Below are 12,979 nucleotides of genomic sequence, written 5' to 3' on the forward strand. Positions count from 1 at the left end.
GTGCGCCCGGGCCGTCCCGGCCCCGGGTCCGTCCGGTGGAGGGAGTGCCTCAGGCGCTGGCCTCGCGGCGGCGGGCCCGGTACGCGGCGACGTGCAGCCGGTTCCCGCAGGTGCGGCTGTCGCAGTAGCGGCGCGACCGGTTGCGGGAGAGGTCGACGAAAGCGCGCCGGCAGTCGGGGGCGTCGCAGCGGCGCAGCCGCTCCCGCTCGCCCGCCACGATCAGGAACGCCAGCGCCATCCCGCCGTCCGCAGCCAGGTGCTCGGCCAGGGCGGCGCCCGGCGCGAAGTAGTGCACGTGCCAGTCGTAGCCGTCGTGGTCGGTGAGCCGCGGCGTGGTCCCGGCCTCGGCGATCATGGCGTTGAGCATCGTCGCGGCGGCGGTGTCGTCACCGGCGCCGAAGAAGACCTCCGTGAACCGGTCGCGGACGGCCCGCACCGCCGTGACGTCGTCCTCGGTGAGCCGGCCCACCTCGCTCACGCGGTGCTGCTCGACGAAGTCGCGCAGGGCGGCGACGTCGCCCAGCGCCTCCCGCCCCTCGATCTGCGGCTGGCTGTTGACCAGGTCCACCACGCTGTCGAGCGCGCACCTGGTGTCGTGGTTGATGAGCACGGAATCGCTCCCTGCCGGCGGGATCAGCGGCTGCGGTTCCGGGTGACTCTAGCGCGCGAGAGCCGCCCGCGTGGGGGTCGGGCCTCCACGATGACGGCTCTCTTACGTGCGGCGACGGCATGCCGGTGCGGCTTGGGCCCCGGCCGGCATGACGGGTCGCAGTCCGGGCTGTCCCCCCGAGTAGGACGGCTCCGGACGCCGGGATGCGGATTCAGCTCTCGGCGAGGATGTGCGAGAGCTCCGTGTCCAGATCGAAATGGCGGTGCTCGGTGCCGGGTGGGACCGCGGCGTCCGTCCGCTTCAGGAAGGACTCCAGGGCCCGCGCCGGGGCTTCGAGCAGGGCTTCGCCCTCGGGGGAGCTGAGGGCGATGCACACGACGCCCTGACCGTGGCTGCGGGACGGCCAGACTCGGACGTCGCCGGTGCCGGTGGGGCGGTGCAGCCCCTCGGCGAGCAGGTCGCGGGCGAACACCCATTCGACCGTCTCTTCGGCTCCGGTGTGGAAGGTGGCGTGCACGGCATACGGATCGGCCGTGTCGTACCGCAGGCCCGCGGGTACAGGCAGTGAGGACTCGCTCGACACAACGAGGCGCAGGTGCAGCTCGCAGCTGACCGTGGTGTTCATAAGCGCCAGGGCCTTTCGCTCAGTGTGCGCTCGGGGATTCGCACGTCGGCGAAATCGACATGCCACCTGCGGGGACGTTGTAAACCCCTCTGAGGGGTTTGTGCGTCTTCGGGTACCTCGTCCGGCGCAGCGCCCGGACCAGCGCGGCGGCCATCCCGGTGAGCGGTCCGGTGGCCCGATCCGGGCGGCGCGACTGCGGAGAGTGACGGAATGACGTTGCGCGGCGGGAGCCCGCTCAGGGCGGCTCGGGGCGGTCGCGGCATGGTCGGGACCCCGGCCCGGGTGCGGTAGTGTTGTCCTCGCCGGGGCGATTAGCTCAGCGGGAGAGCACTTCGTTCACACCGAAGGGGTCACTGGTTCGATCCCAGTATCGCCCACCCGGAATCGAGGATCCCGGAGTCCGAATGCGGACTCCGGGATCTTCGTCGTTCGCGCGGTCCGCGGTCCGCCGGCCGGGGGCGGAGCGCGGGGGTGCCGGAGCGCCGGGACGGGCAGGCTCCGGGCATGGACTGGAGCCACTACCGATTCCGCAGCACGTGGCACCTCGACGCCGGACCCGACGCCGTGTACCGGGTGCTGGAACGCCCGGACTCCTACCCCCAGTGGTGGCCGCAGGTCCGTGAGGTGCGGCAGACCGGCGAGGCCACCGGGGTACTGCGTTTCCGCTCGGTCCTCCCGTACGACCTGGTCGTCAACGCCCGCTCCACACGCCAGGATCCGCGCGAGCGGGTGCTCGAGGTCGCGTTGACCGGCGACCTGGAGGGGTGGGTGCGCTGGACGGTCGGTCCCGGGGCGCCGGGTCGCGGGACCCGCCTGGTGTTCGAGCAGGAGGTCGTGGTGCGCAAATCGCTGATGCGGGCCCTGGCCGTGCCGTGCCGGCCGCTGTTCCGTGCCAACCACGCCCTGATGATGCGCTCCGGGCGGGTCGGACTGCTCGCCCGGCTGGCCGCCGACGCGGCGGATCTCGTTTGAAGGCCGCACCCCGGGGACGGTATGGTTCACCACGTCCCGGGCGATTAGCTCAGCGGGAGAGCACTTCGTTCACACCGAAGGGGTCACTGGTTCGATCCCAGTATCGCCCACCACCGCGAAGGCGGGACCGGTCCACTCACCGGTCCCGCCTTCGTCGTCGGTGCTCCGTCGTTGAGCGATCGCTGTCCGGCCTTCGCGGTCCGGCCTTCGCCGTTCGGCGCCGACGTGAAGCCCGGCGCTCAGCCGTGGAGCCCCCGCGCGTTCAGGCCGCCGCGCTGGCCGGCGGCTGCGGCCGCAGCGGCCAGGCGGGATCGCACCGTTCGTCCGAGCCGTTGACGGCGAACCACGCCTGCAGCCCGCGCGACTGGGCCGCGTGCCACACCGCCTGACGGGTGTGCAGCTCCGCGAGTGTCAGCCCGTCCAGCCGGGCGGCGAACCTGCGGCCGACCGCCCGCACCAGCTCCAGTGACGCCAACGCGTCGGCGGCCGCGTCGTGCGCGCCGTCCAGCACCACGCCGTAGTGCGCGCACAGGTCGGTCAGGGTGCGGCGGCCCCTGCGGTAGCGGTCCAGGTGCTTGTCCAGCACGCGGGGGTCCACCACGCACCACGCGGGACCGGTGAAGTACGTGCTCAGCGGCACCCCGCGGTGCCGGAGCAACTCCCGGTCCAGCAGGGTGAGATCGAAGGGGGCGTTCATCACCACCAGCGGCGTCCCGGCCGCGCACACGGCCGCGACCGCGCGGGCCAGCTCCTCCGTCACCGGAGCGGGCCGCCGCCCGTGCCGCCGCAGGAAGGCGTCCGACAGTCCGTGCACCGCGCGCGCGGCCTCCGGGACCGGTATGCCCGGGTCGACCAGCCACCGGGTGATCCCGGCCGGTTCGCCCGGCGCGCGCTGGACCACCAGCGCGGCGGAGACGATCCTGTCCTGCTCCACATCCACTCCGGTCGTCTCCGTGTCGAAGGCGGCCAGCGGTCCCTCGTACCAGGCTTGCGTGTCCGGCATGTCCGGCTCCCGTGTTTCGGGTGAACAGCGTGTGTCCAAGGGGAGATGAGGAGGAGTCAGGACAACTCCCCATCAACGGTGTACCCATGACGTGACGTCAACGAACCGGGATTGTTTGACGGTTGTCGCAGGTGGAGATGACACCTGTGACGAGATAAGTCGTATGAACGGCGACCCGGCGCCCCTGGGCGCACCCGCACGGAAGGCACACAGAGCGATGGCGCTCGCACAGCCCGGCCCTGGCGGGCTGCTGCCCGAACGGGCGGCCCCCCTGCGCGGCGGGCTCGCCACCACCAGCTGCATGGAGACCCTGCAAGTGGGCTATCTGCACGCGGTCGCCGCGGCGGCCGGCTGCTCCCTGGCCCAGCCCTTCCCCGACAACGGCATCGACTGGCACCTCAGTCACAGTTCCCGCACCCACGAGGTCGACGACGAGGTCACCATCAAGGTGCAGCTGAAGTGCACGTACCAGACGGCCCCGAACCCCCCGGGCCCCACGTTCGCCTTCACCCTGGAGAACGACCATCTGGCCAAGCTCGCCAGAACCCCCGTGTCCGTCCACAAGATCCTGGTCGTGATGCTCGTCCCGCGCACCCAGGACGAATGGCTGCGCGCCGCGCACGACCGGCTCGAACTGCGGCACTGCTGCTACTGGACCAACCTGGCCGGCCACCCGCTGACCGGCAGGTACAAGACCACTGTGCGGATACCCACCGCACGGATCTTCGACGACCGCGCGCTGTGCGACATCATGGCGCGGGTCGGGGCCGGAGGAAGACCGTGACGCATCCGACCGGCGACGCACCGGTACCACCGGACCCCGAGCGGGTCGACCCCGCCGTCCTGTCCGCCCTGCTGCGCCGCCACGGCTGGCAGCGCCGGGGCGGCGCGCCCGGCCGCTACAGCCGCTGGACGCCGCCCGGCGACGCCGCGGGCACCAGCCTGCTGCTGCCCGAGGGCCGGCCGCGCGGCGGGCGCAGGCCGGAGTACGCCGACTACGGCGACCTGATCGGCGAGGCGCTCACCGCGCTGGCCCGCTCGGCGGTCCCCTCGGCGCGCGAGGTGCTGCGCGCCCTGACCGTGCCCGGCGACGCGATCCGGTGGAGCCGCGACGTCCCCGGGGCGGGGCCGGGCGTGCCCTGGGCGACCGCGGACCACCTCCGGTCCGCGGCCCGCTCCATGCTGCTGGCGGGCGCCCGCGCCGCGCTGCGGCCGGCCGCCTACTTCGGGGAGCGGCACGGCCCGCAGGCGGCCGCGTTCCTCGACACCGTCCTGGTCGGCCCGAGCGGGGCAGGGGTGGGCGGCGACCTGCTCACCGCCTACACCCCGGTGCCCGACGGCCGGCCCACCGCCACCACGCTGCTGCGGGCGCTGCAGGCCACCCGGGACGCGGTCGACTACCAGCGCGCCACCGGCGGCCTCGACGCGTTCGACGCGGCCGTCGGCCTGGGCGTCAGCCACGAGCTGGCCCGCTCGCTGGTCAAACTGGTGCGCGGTACCGAGGGCGTCACCGTCGAGCTGGAGTGGTCCCCGGAGGCGGGCCCGCCCGAGGGCTTCCCGGCCCGCCCGGAACCCGTCGAGTTCTCACCCGGCGACCTCCCCGCCCTGGAGGCCGCCGGTGCCCGTTACCGGGACCGTGAGCCGTCCGTCCCCGTGCGCATCACCGGCACCGTGGTCCGCATGCGCCGCCCGGCGCCGGCCGGCGGCGGCACGGTCCGGCTGCGGGTACTGGCCGGGGCGGACGTCCGCCAGGTGCGGGTCCGCCTCGGCGAGGAGGCGTACCGCATCGCCGTCCACGCCCACCTGGTCGGCCTGCCGGTGCGGATCAGCGGCAGGCTGGAGAGCCGCGGCGGGTTCCGGCGGCTGGCCGAACCGAGCGGGGTGACCCCGGTCGAGGTCGACGAGGCCGAGCGGGACCGGCTGCTGAAGTCGCTGCACGGCGGGGTGGAGACCTTCGAGGACGCCTGCGGCACCGAGACCGACTGACCCTCCCCGGCTCAGCGGCCCGGACCACGGGCCCCGCCGCGGAGGGGGCCACCGCGCGCCCTTCGGCCACGCGGCTCGGCCGTACCTTGCGTGACGGCTGCGCGGGCCACCCTGATCGCTCGGTACGATTCAGCGAGTGGCGGCTGCCGCCGCCCGGCCCGTACGACCAAGTCAGGAGCAGACCGGTGTCAGACCTCCGTGTGATCATCAAACGCGAATCCGCCGAACCGGAGGAGCGGGTGGTCACGACGGGCACGACCGCCGCCGAACTGTTCCCCGGAGAGCGGTCCGTCGTCGCCGCCCGCGTGGCCGGCGAGCTGAAGGACCTGGCGTACGCCCTGGCCGACGGCGACGAGGTCGAGCCGGTCGACATCTCCAGCGAGGACGGCCTCAACATCCTGCGGCACTCCACCGCGCACGTCATGGCCCAGGCCGTGCAGGAGCTGTTCCCGGAGGCCAAACTCGGCATCGGCCCGCCGGTCAAGGACGGCTTCTACTACGACTTCGACGTGGAGCGGCCGTTCCACCCCGATGACCTCAAGGCCATCGAGAAGAAGATGCAGGAGATCCAGAAGCGCGGCCAGCGTTTCTCCCGCCGTGTCGTCAGCGACGAGCAGGCGCGCGAGGAGCTCGCGGACGAGCCGTACAAGCTGGAGCTGATCGGCATCAAGGGCTCCTCGGCCACCACCGAGGACGGCGCGGACGTCGAGGTGGGCGGCGGCGAGCTGACCATCTACGACAACCTGGACGCCAAGACCGGCGAGCTGTGCTGGAAGGACCTGTGCCGCGGCCCGCACCTGCCGAGCACCCGCGCCATCCCGGCGTTCAAGCTGATGCGCAACGCCGCCGCGTACTGGCGCGGCAGCGAGAAGAACCCGATGCTGCAGCGCATCTACGGCACCGCGTGGCCCACCAAGGAACAGCTCAAGGAGTACCTGGACTTCCTGGAGGAGGCGGCCAAGCGCGACCACCGCAAGCTCGGCGCCGAACTCGACCTGTTCTCCATCCCGGAGCAGATCGGCTCGGGCCTGGCGGTCTTCCACCCCAAGGGCGGCATCGTCCGCCGGGTCATGGAGGACTACTCGCGGCGGCGCCACGAGGAGGAGGGGTACGACTTCGTCTACACCCCGCACGCCACCAAGGGCACCCTGTTCGAGACCTCGGGCCACCTGGACTGGTACGCCGACGGCATGTACCCGCCCATGCAGCTCGACGAGGGCGTCGACTACTACCTCAAGCCGATGAACTGCCCGATGCACAACCTGATCTTCGACGCCCGCGGCCGGTCGTACCGTGAACTGCCGCTGCGGCTCTTCGAGTTCGGCACCGTGTACCGGTACGAGAAGTCGGGTGTGGTGCACGGCCTGACCCGTGCCCGCGGCTTCACCCAGGACGACGCGCACATCTACTGCACCAAGGAGCAGATGGCGGAGGAGCTGGACTCGACGCTCACCTTCGTGCTCAACCTGCTGCGCGACTACGGCCTGACCGACTTCTACCTGGAGCTGTCCACCAAGGACCCGGAGAAGTACGTCGGTTCGGACGAGGTGTGGGAGGAGGCCACCGAGACGCTCCGGCGGGTGGCCGAGAAGCAGGGCCTGCCGCTGGTCCCCGACCCGGGCGGCGCCGCCTTCTACGGCCCGAAGATCTCCGTCCAGACCAAGGACGCCATCGGCCGGAGCTGGCAGATGTCGACCGTGCAGCTCGACTTCAACCTGCCCGAGCGCTTCGACCTGCAGTACACCGCGGCGGACGGCTCCCGGCAGCGGCCGGTGATGATCCACCGCGCGCTGTTCGGCTCGATCGAGCGGTTCTTCGCGGTGCTGCTGGAGCACTACGCGGGCGCGTTCCCGGCCTGGCTCGCGCCGGTGCAGGCGGTCGGCATCCCGGTCGGTGACGCCCACGTCCCGTACCTGCAGGAGTTCGCCGCCGAGGCGCGGCGCAAGGGCCTGCGGGTCGAGGTCGACGCCTCCTCGGACCGGATGCAGAAGAAGATCAGGACGCACCAGAAGCTCAAGGTGCCGTTCATGATCATCGTCGGCGACGAGGACATGACCAACGGCACGGTGTCCTTCCGCTACCGCGACGGCTCGCAGGAGAACGGCATCCCACGCGACCTGGCGCTGACGAAGCTGGCCGACGTGGTCGAGCGCCGCGTCCAGGTCTGACGGCTGACGGCTGACGGCTGACGGCTGAGGGCTGAGGGCTGAGGTCTGACGGCTGACGGGGCGGGGCCGGGCGGATCGCGCGTGCGATCCGCCCGGCCCCGCGCTACTTCTCGTCCTCCCGCGTGAACGTCTGGATCAGCCAGGACGAGAACGAACCGGTCACCGCGCCGAGCAGCGCCAGGCCCAGGACCATCACGAAGGCCGCGATCACCCGGCCGCCGGGCGTGACCGGCGTGACGTCGCCGTACCCGACGGTGGTCAGCGTCTCCGACACCCACCACAGCGAGTCGCCGAAGGTGCGGATCGTGGCGCCGGGCGCGTTCCGTTCCTGCTGGTAGACCGCGAGCGCGCTCGCGAAGCCGAGCAGCAGCGCGGTCATGCTCCCGTAGGCGATCACCCGGACGTACAGGCTCAGCCGCGGCTGCTCCTGGCGGCGCTCGATGACCTCGTAGAGCTGCACGACCCGCAGGGGGCGCAGCAGCGGCAACGCGGTGGCGATGGTGTCGATCAGGTGGCGGCGGACGTAGGCAGGACCGAACCGCACGCCGCTGAGCCGCCAGCGGACCGCGTAGTCGGCCACGAACATCGCCCACGTCGCCGCGATCACCGCCAGCAGCGCGTCGTGCACGTCGGCCGGCGCGTCCGGAGCCAGGACGTGCGCCGCGTAGGCGCCGAGGAACACCAGCGACGCGGCGAACAGCGGCAGCTCGCTGCGGTTCTCCCACCGGGACAGACGCGGGTCGGCCTCCATCCGGCCAGGATCGTGGCCCGGCCCCCGGCCCGGGGCCCGGCGACACGCGCCGCACGGGTGAAGTCCTATGCTGAGCGGCATGACGAGTGACCGGGGTCAGCAGATCGGGGCGGGGGAGCCGGACGCGTTCCAGCGGCTGTGGACCCCGCACCGCATGGCGTACATCCAGGGCGAGAACAAGCCCACCGGCCCCGGCGCGGGGGACGGCTGCCCGTTCTGCGCGGTGCCTGCGGAGTCCGACGAGGACGCCCTGATCATCACCCGCGGCAAGCACGTCTACGCGCTGCTGAACCTGTACCCGTACAACAGCGGCCACCTCATGGTGGTGCCCTACCGGCACGTCGCCGACTACACGGAGCTCGACGCGGCGGAGACCGCGGAACTGGCGCTGCTCACCAAGCAGGCGATGGTCGCCCTGCGGACGGCCTCCGCGGCCCAGGGCTTCAACATCGGCATGAACCAGGGCGGGGTCGCCGGCGCCGGGATCGCCGCGCACCTGCACCAGCACGTGGTGCCGCGCTGGGGCGGCGACATGAACTTCATGCCGGTCGTCGGGCACACCAAGGTGCTGCCCCAACTGCTCGCCGACACGCGGAAGATGCTCGCGGACTCCTGGCCGCGCTGAGCGCGCCGAGGCGCCGCCCGACGGGCGGCGCCGCCCTCACGCGTCGTAGACGTCGGCCTTCTTCGGCTCCACGCCCTGCACCAGACCGCTGAGGACCATCGAGCGGTTGGTGAAGTGCGAGGTGTCGACGCCGTTCTCGTCCATCACCTGGATCGCGGCCGCGTGCACCGCGCGCAGCACCGGGGTGGCGGCGCGCAGGGCGTCGTCCGCCATGAACCGGTGCTTCCACGGCTTGCCCGCCCAGGTGTGCCGCAGCCCGAACGGCTCGGGCAGCTTCACGGACCCGCCGAGGTGGTCCAGCACCGGCGGGAACCAGGTCAGCGGGGCGCGCGCGGCCAGCCGCACCACCTCGTTGGCGGTGATGATCGGCTGGCTGACGGTCTTGGTCTCCCAGAACTTCACCGGCTTGGCGACGGTCTTCTCCGACGGCTCCGGCGCGGTGGTGAACAGGCCGTCCACCGGCCCGAGCGCGTGCCCGGTCACCTCCACCCGCAGGGTGTGCGCCAGCACCGTCACGGTGACCATCAGGGTCAGCACCAGGTTGCCGTCCCAGAGCACGAACTGGATGCCGAGGTAGTGCCGGTTGCCCTTGCCGAACTGCTGGTTGTTGCAGATCCGCTGGATCTCGAAGTCCTTGACGCTGAACGCCTCGACGTCGGCGCCGGTCGGCCGGACGATCTTGCCGGCGTTCTCGCCGACGGGCACCACGACCCAGTGCCGTATCGAGGCCTTGGGGAATCCGCCGGTGTGCAGCGGGCCGCGCTCCAGCATGCGCAGCTTGTCGTGGATCGCGCGGATGACGTCCCAGCTGCGGAAGGGGTGGATCTCGGCGAGGCCCTCGCGCGGCACCAGCTCCTCGGCCATGTGCCAGCTGCCCCAGCGGCTGCCCATGCCCAGTATCCCCCTGGGCCCGGCGTAGAAGACGACGTTGCTGTTCTGCTCGGCCGCCAGCTTCGCCAGGCTCTGCCGCAGCGTCTCCGCCTTCACCTGGTTGGGGTTGCGGGGGACCGCCTCCGGGATCTTCGCGCCGACGCCGCTGCCCGCCACCAGGCCGTCCCAGCGGTCCCGCAGGTCCTTCGCGCTGCGCTCGCAGATCCGCTTGGCCCAGTACCAGCCGATGACCGGGGCGATCATCACGACCCGTGTGTACTCGCGCCAGAAGCCGCTGAACGGCGGGCGGACGGCCAGCAGCACGGTGAACCCGATGGCCACCGCGAGCACGATCGTGCCCAGCGCGCCGGCCCGGTTGCCCCGCTGCCGCAGCGACGCCAGCGAGGTGCGGAGCTGGAACGCGCCGAGCCACACCAGCACGCCGGGCAGGAAGAGCAGGCCGAACACGCCCATCAGGCCGGTCAGCCGGGTGTCGCGCTCCTGCCGCAGCCGGTTGGCGGCCAGGCAGTGCTCCACCACGGTCTGCGGCTCGATGCCGAAGGACTGCACCAGCTCCTTGCGGCCGGCGCCCAGCATCCGCACCTGCACCGCGCGGGCGAACGCCTCACCGAGGTTGGGCCGGAACAGCGACAGACGGGGCGGGGTGATCTTGGTACCGGCGTTGATGTCCACCAGTACCGTGACCGGCGAGTCGCGGTACGCCGCGGAGGCCAGCGCCTGTGTCGCGGCGGTCTCGCCGTCGATGCCCGTGAGCGGGACCTGAGCCCCGGGGCTGAAGTCGAACCCGTCCGTCATCCACAGCCCCCAGTCGGCCGTTCCGCCCGCCACTTCACCCGCTCCGACCGGCCCATTCCCCGCCGGACGGCGCGTCACACGTTCGGAGCAGTTCCCACAGTAGCGGCGCGGCGGCCCGCGGGATGCCCGCGGACCGCCGAATGACCATGAAACCGTGCCCAGTTGGCGAATCACCCGGGGCGCGCGCCGTTCTGCGCGCGCGCCCCGCCACTCACCTGGGGCGCACCGTGCGCCCCGGCGGGTGCGGTGTCATCTGGCGTGCTCCTCCTCCAGCGCCTGCTGGCGCATCTTGGCGGCCAGCGCCGTCGGCATGGGTTCGTGCCGGGCGTAGTGGCGGCTGAACCGGCCCGTGCCGTGGGACAGCGAGCGCAGGTCCACGGCGTACCGGCCGATCTCGATCTCCGGGACCTCGGCGCGTACCAACGACCGCCCGGGACCGGCCGGTTCGGTGCCCAGCACCCGCCCCCGCCGGCTCGACAGATCGCTCATCACCGGGCCCACGTAGGCGTCGGGCACCATCACCCCGACCTCGGAGACCGGTTCCAGCAGGTGGATGCGGCAGGCGGAGGCCGCCTCCCGCAGGGCGAGCGCGCCCGCGGTCTGGAACGCGGCGTCCGAGGAGTCCACCGAGTGGGCCTTGCCGTCGGAGAGCGTCACCCTGATGTCCACCACCGGGAAGCCGAGGGCGACACCGCGGGCGGCCTGGGCGCGGACGCCCTTCTCCACCGACGGGATGAACTGCCGCGGCACCGCGCCGCCGATCACCTTGTCCACGAACTCGATGCCGGAGCCCACCGGCAGCGGCTCCACCTCGATGTCGCAGATCGCGAACTGGCCGTGCCCGCCGGACTGTTTGACGTGCCGGCCGCGCGCGACCGCGCTCTCGCCAAACGTCTCGCGCAGCGACACCCGGTAGGGCACCGCGTCCACCTGGACCCCGTAGCGGGCGCGCAGCCGCTCCAGCGCGACGTCCGCGTGCGCCTCGCCCAGGCACCACAGCACCACCTGTCCGGTGTCCGGGTTCTGCTCCAGACGCATCGTCGGGTCCTCGGCGACCAGCCGGGACAGGCCCTGCGAGAGCTTGTCCTCGTCGGCCTTGCTGTGCGCCTCGATGGCGATCGGCAGCAGCGGATCCGGCATCTGCCAGGGCTCCATCAGCAGCGGCCGGTCCTTCGACGACAGCGTGTCCCCGGTCTCGGCGCGGGTCAGCTTGGACACGCACACCAGGTCGCCGGCCATCGCGGACGGCGCCGGGCGCTGCTGTTTGCCGAAGGGCGACGACAGCGCGCCGACCCGCTCGTCCACGTCGTGGGGCCCGCTGCCGAACGGCGACTCGCGGTCCTCCATGCCGTGCCCGGAGACGTGCACCGTCTCGTCGGGCCGCAGCGTGCCGGAGAACACCCGCACCAGGCTCAGCCGGCCCACGTAAGGGTCGGACGACGTCTTGACGACCTCGGCGGCCAGCGGCCCCGCGGGATCGCAGACCAGGTCCGGCTGCGGGCTGCCGTCCGGACCGGTGACCGGCGGCGGCGTGCGCTCCAGGGGGGTCGGGAAGCCCCTGGTGACCAGCTCCAGCAGTTCCACCGTGCCCAGGCCCTGCTTCGCGCCGTCCGTGGCGGGGGCGGCGGCGAGCACGGGGTGGAAGGTGCCACGGGCCACGGCGCGTTCCAGGTCGGTGATGAGCGTCTTGACGTCGACCTCCTCACCCCCGAGGTAGCGGTCCATGAGGGTCTCGTCCTCGCTCTCCGCGATGATCCCCTCGATCAGCCGGTTTCTCGCCTCCTGGAGTTCGGTCAGCAGGCCGGGACCCGGTTCGATCTCGGTGCGCTCGCCGCCGGAGTAGTCGAAGACCCGCTGGGACAGCAGACCCGCGAGCCCGGTCACCGGCGCGTGCCCGTCGGGACCGGCCGGGCCGTGCACCGGCAGGTACAGCGGCAGCACCGCGTCGGGGTCGTCGCCGCCGAGCTCGGCCGCGCACTGGGCGGCCGTCTCCTCGAAGCCGGCCCGCGCCGACTCGAGGTGTGTGATCACCACCGCCCGCGGCATCCCGACCGCCGCGCACTCCTCCCACACCAGCCGGGTCGCGCCGCCGATGCCCTCGCCGTCCTGGGCCGCCGAGACGACGAAAAGGGCCGCGTCCGCAGCGCGCAGACCGGCCCGCAGTTCCCCGACGAAGTCCGCGTAGCCGGGGGTGTCCAGCACATTGACCTTGATGCCGTCCCATTCCACCGGGACGAGCGACAACTGCACCGACCGCTGCTGCCGCTGCTCGATCTCGTCGTGGTCCGAGACGGTGCCGCCGTCCTCGACGCGGCCCGCCCTGTTCACCGCCCCCGTGGCCAGCGCGAGCGCCTCCACCAGCGTCGTCTTGCCCGATCCGCTGTGGCCGACCAGCACCACGTTGCGCACGTTCTCGGGGCGGTCGGCCGTCGGTGCCCCTCCGGCGGCCCCTGGCTGTCCGTCTCTCCTGTCGGATGCACCACCCATGTGTCATTCGCCTCCCGGTCCTTCACCGCATGAGGGACCGCACCCGCGGGGCGGGCGCGGAATCGG

The 12,979-nt window shown here is 72.4% G+C and carries 11 protein-coding genes and 2 tRNA genes; 7 read left to right on the forward strand and 6 right to left on the reverse strand.

The window, feature by feature from the left end:
• Nucleotides 1-49 precede the first annotated feature (49 nt).
• A complete protein-coding gene (locus K7862_RS19740; RefSeq protein WP_222964300.1) occupies nucleotides 50-610 on the reverse strand; it encodes a CGNR zinc finger domain-containing protein in 561 nt (186 codons plus the stop codon).
• 211 nt (nucleotides 611-821) lie between these two features.
• Entirely contained in the window at nucleotides 822-1,235 is a 414-nt protein-coding gene (locus K7862_RS19745) for an SsgA family sporulation/cell division regulator (RefSeq protein ID WP_003959770.1), read from the reverse strand.
• A 305-nt stretch (nucleotides 1,236-1,540) separates the two neighbouring features.
• Between K7862_RS19745 and K7862_RS19750 the strand changes: the two genes are divergently transcribed.
• From K7862_RS19750 to K7862_RS19760, 3 genes are all read left to right on the forward strand, one after another.
• Nucleotides 1,541-1,612 (forward strand) — tRNA-Val (locus K7862_RS19750).
• Nucleotides 1,613-1,739: 127 nt separating this feature from the next.
• Nucleotides 1,740-2,207 (forward strand): SRPBCC family protein, encoded by a 468-nt coding sequence (locus K7862_RS19755; protein WP_222964302.1) that lies wholly within the window; start codon nucleotides 1,740-1,742, stop codon nucleotides 2,205-2,207.
• 38 nt (nucleotides 2,208-2,245) lie between these two features.
• Nucleotides 2,246-2,320: transfer RNA gene (locus K7862_RS19760), tRNA-Val, on the forward strand.
• Nucleotides 2,321-2,469: 149 nt separating this feature from the next.
• Here the strand turns inward: K7862_RS19760 and K7862_RS19765 are convergent.
• Nucleotides 2,470-3,210 carry an exonuclease domain-containing protein gene (locus tag K7862_RS19765; protein WP_222964304.1) on the reverse strand — a complete coding sequence of 247 codons (741 nt, stop codon included), beginning with the start codon at nucleotides 3,208-3,210 and terminating at the stop codon, nucleotides 2,470-2,472.
• Nucleotides 3,211-3,427: 217 nt separating this feature from the next.
• Here K7862_RS19765 and K7862_RS19770 point away from each other — a divergent pair, with 217 nt between their 5' ends.
• From K7862_RS19770 to thrS, 3 genes are all read left to right on the forward strand, one after another.
• On the forward strand, nucleotides 3,428-3,994 hold the full coding sequence (locus tag K7862_RS19770; protein ID WP_222964306.1) for a DUF4365 domain-containing protein: 567 nt from the start codon (nucleotides 3,428-3,430) through the stop codon (nucleotides 3,992-3,994).
• Entirely contained in the window at nucleotides 3,991-5,196 is a 1,206-nt protein-coding gene (locus K7862_RS19775) for a serine/threonine-protein kinase (RefSeq protein WP_222964308.1), read from the forward strand. The genes K7862_RS19770 and K7862_RS19775 overlap by 4 nt, the downstream gene beginning before the upstream one ends.
• Before the next feature lie 185 nt (nucleotides 5,197-5,381).
• Nucleotides 5,382-7,364, forward strand: a complete 1,983-nt coding sequence (gene thrS, locus K7862_RS19780; protein WP_222964310.1) for a threonine--tRNA ligase — start codon at nucleotides 5,382-5,384, stop codon at nucleotides 7,362-7,364.
• A gap of 103 nt (nucleotides 7,365-7,467) precedes the next feature.
• On the opposite strand, the gene K7862_RS19785 is transcribed toward thrS, so the two are convergent.
• Nucleotides 7,468-8,115, reverse strand: a complete 648-nt coding sequence (locus tag K7862_RS19785; protein WP_222964312.1) for a potassium channel family protein — start codon at nucleotides 8,113-8,115, stop codon at nucleotides 7,468-7,470.
• A gap of 67 nt (nucleotides 8,116-8,182) precedes the next feature.
• Here K7862_RS19785 and K7862_RS19790 point away from each other — a divergent pair, with 67 nt between their 5' ends.
• Complete coding sequence (locus tag K7862_RS19790) at nucleotides 8,183-8,740, forward strand: HIT family protein (protein ID WP_222964314.1); 558 nt, start codon at nucleotides 8,183-8,185, stop codon at nucleotides 8,738-8,740.
• Nucleotides 8,741-8,776: 36 nt separating this feature from the next.
• On the opposite strand, the gene K7862_RS19795 is transcribed toward K7862_RS19790, so the two are convergent.
• Nucleotides 8,777-10,426, reverse strand: a complete 1,650-nt coding sequence (locus tag K7862_RS19795) for an AbeC-like domain-containing protein (RefSeq protein WP_222964425.1) — start codon at nucleotides 10,424-10,426, stop codon at nucleotides 8,777-8,779.
• A gap of 249 nt (nucleotides 10,427-10,675) precedes the next feature.
• A complete protein-coding gene (locus K7862_RS19800) occupies nucleotides 10,676-12,913 on the reverse strand; it encodes an elongation factor G-like protein EF-G2 (RefSeq protein ID WP_222964316.1) in 2,238 nt (745 codons plus the stop codon).
• Between the last annotated feature and the right edge of the window lie 66 nt (nucleotides 12,914-12,979).

Origin of the sequence: Actinacidiphila acidipaludis, from assembly GCF_019890725.1 — a bacterium.
GTDB lineage: Bacteria > Actinomycetota > Actinomycetes > Streptomycetales > Streptomycetaceae > Actinacidiphila > Actinacidiphila acidipaludis.

Excerpts from the sequence above, each read along its gene's own strand:
- K7862_RS19800 (WP_222964316.1), bottom strand. The coding sequence starts at position 12,913 with ATGGGTGGTGCATCCGACAGGAGAGACGGACAGCCAGGGGCCGCCGGA.
- K7862_RS19755 (WP_222964302.1), top strand. The coding sequence starts at position 1,740 with ATGGACTGGAGCCACTACCGATTCCGCAGCACGTGGCACCTCGACGCC.
- K7862_RS19770 (WP_222964306.1), top strand. The coding sequence starts at position 3,428 with ATGGCGCTCGCACAGCCCGGCCCTGGCGGGCTGCTGCCCGAACGGGCG.
- K7862_RS19790 (WP_222964314.1), top strand. The coding sequence starts at position 8,183 with ATGCTGAGCGGCATGACGAGTGACCGGGGTCAGCAGATCGGGGCGGGG.
- K7862_RS19765 (WP_222964304.1), bottom strand. The coding sequence starts at position 3,210 with ATGCCGGACACGCAAGCCTGGTACGAGGGACCGCTGGCCGCCTTCGAC.
- K7862_RS19795 (WP_222964425.1), bottom strand. The coding sequence starts at position 10,426 with ATGACGGACGGGTTCGACTTCAGCCCCGGGGCTCAGGTCCCGCTCACG.
- K7862_RS19745 (WP_003959770.1), bottom strand. The coding sequence starts at position 1,235 with ATGAACACCACGGTCAGCTGCGAGCTGCACCTGCGCCTCGTTGTGTCG.
- K7862_RS19785 (WP_222964312.1), bottom strand. The coding sequence starts at position 8,115 with ATGGAGGCCGACCCGCGTCTGTCCCGGTGGGAGAACCGCAGCGAGCTG.